Raw genomic sequence first — 4,128 nt, 5'->3', positions numbered from 1 at the left:
CTGGCTCACGTGAAAGAACATAGTCAAACTGCTTGCTATCGTGGACTGCGGTTACCTTCAGGGCATGCATCGGCGATGAGGCGCCGCATTGCGGCATCATCGTCAATGACAAGAACATGTTTCAACGGCACACCTGGTTTTGGGGGTTGCGCCCCGATCAGGGTTGCATTACCTGAATCTGCAAGCAAAAGGCTGTATTAGTGATGACATTACTTGAAATTGAACAACTGGTTCTCAAAACCCTCAACGCTCTAGTTGCCGAAAAAGTAGAGGTGTCGATGACAACCAGAATGCGGGATCTCGGCCTCGACAGCCTCGACTATAACGAGCTTGCTACGGCGATCGAGAGCCGACTTGGCTGGTTTGTCGACGATTACAAGCTCTGGCAATACGAGTCCGTAAGGCATGTCGCCGACGCCGTCGCCAGTCAGGAGTTGCGCACCGCGGAACCACCAGCAGTGCGACAAGTGCTGGAGTAGTGCTGTAGGCACAGGTTACGGTGAGGGCAGCTTGGGCGGCGGTAGCTATTGCCATTGCTCCGCTGTGGTTTCTATTCGTGACTGGTGTGTTTGAGAACTGTTGGGTCAGCCCGGTCCATGTCGCAGTGCCGATGCCCCTTTGGTGGCGTTGCCCGCAATTGCGATCGCTGCGCCCAGGGCACCAATGCTGACGGTCGTTGTCAGGCCACCCGTTGAATTGTTGTCAGAGGCAACAGTGCCCACCACACCATCCCAATTGGTGGTCGTATAGACCGACATGTAGTCACGGAACACGCTCTCACTATACGTGGTCACGATCGTTGCCGTCGTACCGGTTGGCACGAGGGCCGACCACACTGACAGATAGACCACACCAGAATTGAAGATGCTTTCCACCTGAGCGAGAAGGGTGGCAGCCACACCCCCAATCGTCATACTGTTGACGGTCACTGCACTTTCGGTGTCAGTTGTCACGATGACACGACGATTAGCGTGTGGCGCGACAAGAAGCGGAATGCTGGTGTGGGTGTAAACGGTCGTGGCAGTCGAGTCTTCGTGAGTGCCATTGAAGACCAGATCTATCGGGAACATTTTCTCCCAGACGACCGAGCTGCGCACATAGACCTGTCGAGCCTTGGTCCAGAGGCTTGAGATTTTCACCCATACGGCGCTAGCCGCCCCCCAGACCCCGGAGGCTTTGACGTAAAGGGCCATTACGGCTGCACCCAGAAATCACCGTCCACGCCGCCAGAAGGGGCAGCGGCCGAGATCGTGACGCTGCGATTTGCCATCGTGCCGACGCCGAGAAGCGCCTTGGTCTGGGCAATGGACTGCGGTCGACGATAATTGTCCCCGGTGCCGTCACTCGACACGCGACCGACGAAGCTCGTCACAGCGTCGGCACCTGTGGCGTAGGTCGAGCGGTACAAACGCGTCGTGATATCACCAGCGCCATCGCGCTGAGGCGATGAACATGTATGGCGAGAGCAGAACGTTTGGGGCGGGACGAAGAGGTTGCGGAGGGCTGACAAGGTCGAGACGAAGCGTTGCAGGCCTCCCGGCGATCGGACCTCTGCATCATCCGCTCCCGTTTTCGCGGCGGCACATGGGAATTCTCCGCTCCGTTGTTCAACCCCTTGTGCGACCGGTGCTTGACGTCCGGCATCACCTGTCGCTTTGCCGCTCCATACGAGCGCAGCTAGTCGGTGATCATGCGCTTCGGCGCGAGCCCCTGCTTCTTCAACGGCCGCGTCAGCAAGCGCTTGGCGGCCTTGGTGTTGCGGCGGTTTTGCACGATTTCGTCCAGCACATATCCATCCTGGTCGACGGCGCGCCACAACCAAAGCTTTTTGCCGGGCGATGGTGACGACCACTTCGTTCAGGTACCAGACATCATTCCGGCACGGCGGCTTGCGGCGCAAGCAGCGAGCGCAGTCCAGCCCGAACTTAGATGCCCCACCGGCGACTTGTCTCATACGAAACCACGATGCCGCGTTCCAGCAGCATTTCCTCAACCAGGCGCAGGCTCAGCGGAAACCGGAAATAAAGCCAGAGCGCGTGGGCGATAATAGGCGGCGGAAATCGGGGGGCGTGTAGCTGACGGCGGGCGTATTCATGCCCCCCGGCGTCCATGTCGCAAATCTTGACGATTGCTTGTGTGTCAAGCCCGCCGCAGGTCTCAACGCGTTCATATGCAAACATTGTGAAAATCGCCCTATTCCGCCTTTTTTTACCGCCCCTTAAGTCCCCCGCTCGCATGCTTGTCGATGCATTGAACTCATAGCCATCGGCCAAGGATTTTGGAAAATATGGTTCCGCTCGCAGCAGAAAACGTGAGAGTCGCTGTAGGCCTAACGTCAAGGGGAGAGAGCGGTTTGATTGGACGAAATGGGTACCGGAGTACCGAGTCATGAAGCCACGAGGTAATCTGGTCCGACTGAAGCAATTTCAGGTGAATGAGAAGCGGCGACAGTTGCACCAGCTAGACATCATGATTGCCGATTTCGAACGCATGGCGCGAGAACTGGACTTCCAGATAAACGCCGAGGAAACGAAGGGCGGCATCTCCGATGTCAATCATTTCGCTTATCCGACGTTCGCCAAGGCCGCTCGCCTACGTCGTGACAACGTCAAGAATTCGCAATCGGACCTTCTGCGGCAGAGAACCGCAGCCGAGCCATGCCTCGCCGAGGCTGAAGCAGAGCTCTCCAAGGCGCAATTGCTAGAATCGCGCAGCGGCAGAGGCCACGACCTCGAACCCGGCAACCGAAGCGCCATGATCGGCTGAGCCGGACGGCTTCAGCGCGCCTCAATTCGCGACACCGACTGGCCGTTGGCGCGCGAGAGGCGTGCGGGCACTGTAAAGATATCAGCGTCTTGATGCAGCGATAGCTGGTCGGGACGGCTGTCATGCTGCGGCGACATACGCGATTTTGTCCAGATTTGCATAGCGGCGTTACGCAGGTATGGGGGAAAGTGGAATTGGTTGGCAGTCGGATCATCGGTGGAGACGAACCGCTGCCGGCGGACCGGCGCCTGGCGGCAACGCCTGGCGCTTTCGGCGGCGGCGGTAACGGCAAAGCAGGCTGGCCGCGTCGAGGATGAAGCGGCCCCTGCGTGATGCCGTTCTGCTCACGGCCGGGAGACGGGGTCGGCCCCGCCGGCCGGATGCTGCTCGCTTGGCGCGGCACCGTAAAGTCAACCGACAGCTTATGAAGATGTGCTTACATTGGGCCATGTCAGAAGTTGCTCGTGGTCCGCTCTATGGTCGCCACCGCTTTCCCCCGAGATCATTGCGCACGCGGTATGGCTCTACTTTCGCTTTCCGCTCAGCCTGCGCATGGTTGAGGACATGCTGGCGGCCCGCGGCATCATCGTCACGCATCAGACCGTTCGAAGCTGCGCGGAGAAATTCGGACGGCATTTCGCCCAGGAGATCAATATCAGCCGGCTGCCTGGGCGACAAATGGCATCTCGACGAATGTGTCGTGGCTATCAGTGCAAGAAGCAGTGGCTCTGGCGTGCCGTCGATCAGGACGGCTTCGTCCTCGAAGTGCTGGTACAAAGCCGCCGAAATGCCAAGGCGGCAAAGCGTCTGATGCGCAAGTTGCTGAAAGCTCAAGGGCGGACACCACGGATCATGATCACCGACAAGCTCCGATCCTATGATGCCGCCATGCGCGACCTCATGCCCGGCGTCGAACACCGGTCGCACACAGGCCTGAATAATCGAGCGGAAAATTCGCACCAGCCGACCCGACGACGCCAAAGGATCATGAAACGCTTCAAGTCGGCACGCCAGCTTCAGCGGTTCGTTTCCATCCATGATCCGATTGCCGACCTGCTCACTTTCCCTGCAATGCGCTGTCATCGGCTCAACATCGAGACCTGCGTAACGCTCCCATGCAAATCTGAACAAAATCGCGTGTGTCGCCACAGCGTGACAGCCGTCCCGGCCAGCTATCGCTGCATCAAGCCGCTGAAACTTACAGTGCCGGGCGCGCTGCTACCTGAATTTCCTTAACGCTCATTCAATGTGACAGCACCGATTCTTCTCAACCGCGGCATGCCCTAAATCGCCACCTGCGTGCCGATCTCGACCACACGTCCGGTCGGGATCTGGAAATACTCCGTCGCATCGGCCGCCGAG

Annotated in this window: 5 protein-coding genes and 2 pseudogenes; 4 read left to right on the top strand and 3 right to left on the bottom strand. The window is 58.6% G+C overall.

Annotation, left to right across the window (positions count from 1 at the left end; genetic code table 11):
* The first annotated feature begins 203 nt into the window (after window positions 1–203).
* Window positions 204–479 carry an acyl carrier protein gene (locus X751_RS134995; protein WP_023679571.1) on the top strand — a complete coding sequence of 92 codons (276 nt, stop codon included), beginning with the start codon at window positions 204–206 and terminating at the stop codon, window positions 477–479.
* 105 nt (window positions 480–584) lie between these two features.
* Here the strand turns inward: X751_RS134995 and X751_RS135000 are convergent, their stop codons facing one another.
* From X751_RS135000 to X751_RS01000000164635, 3 genes and pseudogenes are all read right to left on the bottom strand, one after another.
* On the bottom strand, window positions 585–1,193 hold the full coding sequence (locus X751_RS135000) for a hypothetical protein (RefSeq protein ID WP_023746499.1): 609 nt from the start codon (window positions 1,191–1,193) through the stop codon (window positions 585–587).
* Complete coding sequence (locus X751_RS135005) at window positions 1,193–1,372, bottom strand: hypothetical protein (protein WP_031194388.1); 180 nt, start codon at window positions 1,370–1,372, stop codon at window positions 1,193–1,195. The genes X751_RS135000 and X751_RS135005 overlap by 1 nt, the downstream gene beginning before the upstream one ends.
* A pseudogene (locus X751_RS01000000164635) lies at window positions 1,369–2,111 on the bottom strand (IS6 family transposase). The gene X751_RS135005 and the pseudogene X751_RS01000000164635 overlap by 4 nt, the downstream one beginning before the upstream one ends.
* Before the next feature lie 277 nt (window positions 2,112–2,388).
* Between X751_RS01000000164635 and X751_RS0134955 the strand changes: the two are divergent.
* The 3 genes and pseudogenes from X751_RS0134955 to X751_RS01000000164630 all read left to right on the top strand — a co-directional run bounded on the left by X751_RS0134955 (window position 2,389) and on the right by X751_RS01000000164630 (window position 4,002).
* On the top strand, window positions 2,389–2,766 hold the full coding sequence (locus X751_RS0134955) for a hypothetical protein (RefSeq protein WP_023693588.1): 378 nt from the start codon (window positions 2,389–2,391) through the stop codon (window positions 2,764–2,766).
* Window positions 2,767–3,009: 243 nt separating this feature from the next.
* Window positions 3,010–3,164: pseudogene (locus tag X751_RS1000000168375) on the top strand (DUF1403 family protein); the annotation flags it as partial.
* A 154-nt stretch (window positions 3,165–3,318) separates the two neighbouring features.
* Window positions 3,319–4,002, top strand: a complete 684-nt coding sequence (locus X751_RS01000000164630; protein ID WP_023686095.1) for an IS6 family transposase — start codon at window positions 3,319–3,321, stop codon at window positions 4,000–4,002.
* Window positions 4,003–4,128: the final 126 nt, after the last annotated feature.

It is taken from the genome of Mesorhizobium sp. LNJC394B00, assembly GCF_000502555.1.
Lineage (GTDB): Bacteria > Pseudomonadota > Alphaproteobacteria > Rhizobiales > Rhizobiaceae > Mesorhizobium.
Note: the sequence above shows the minus strand (reverse complement) of the source record. Positions and strands in the feature narration are given on the sequence as shown.

Excerpts from the sequence above, each read along its gene's own strand:
- X751_RS0134955 (WP_023693588.1), top strand. The coding sequence starts at position 2,389 with ATGAAGCCACGAGGTAATCTGGTCCGACTGAAGCAATTTCAGGTGAAT.
- X751_RS134995 (WP_023679571.1), top strand. The coding sequence starts at position 204 with ATGACATTACTTGAAATTGAACAACTGGTTCTCAAAACCCTCAACGCT.
- X751_RS135000 (WP_023746499.1), bottom strand. The coding sequence starts at position 1,193 with ATGGCCCTTTACGTCAAAGCCTCCGGGGTCTGGGGGGCGGCTAGCGCC.
- X751_RS01000000164630 (WP_023686095.1), top strand. The coding sequence starts at position 3,319 with ATGGTTGAGGACATGCTGGCGGCCCGCGGCATCATCGTCACGCATCAG.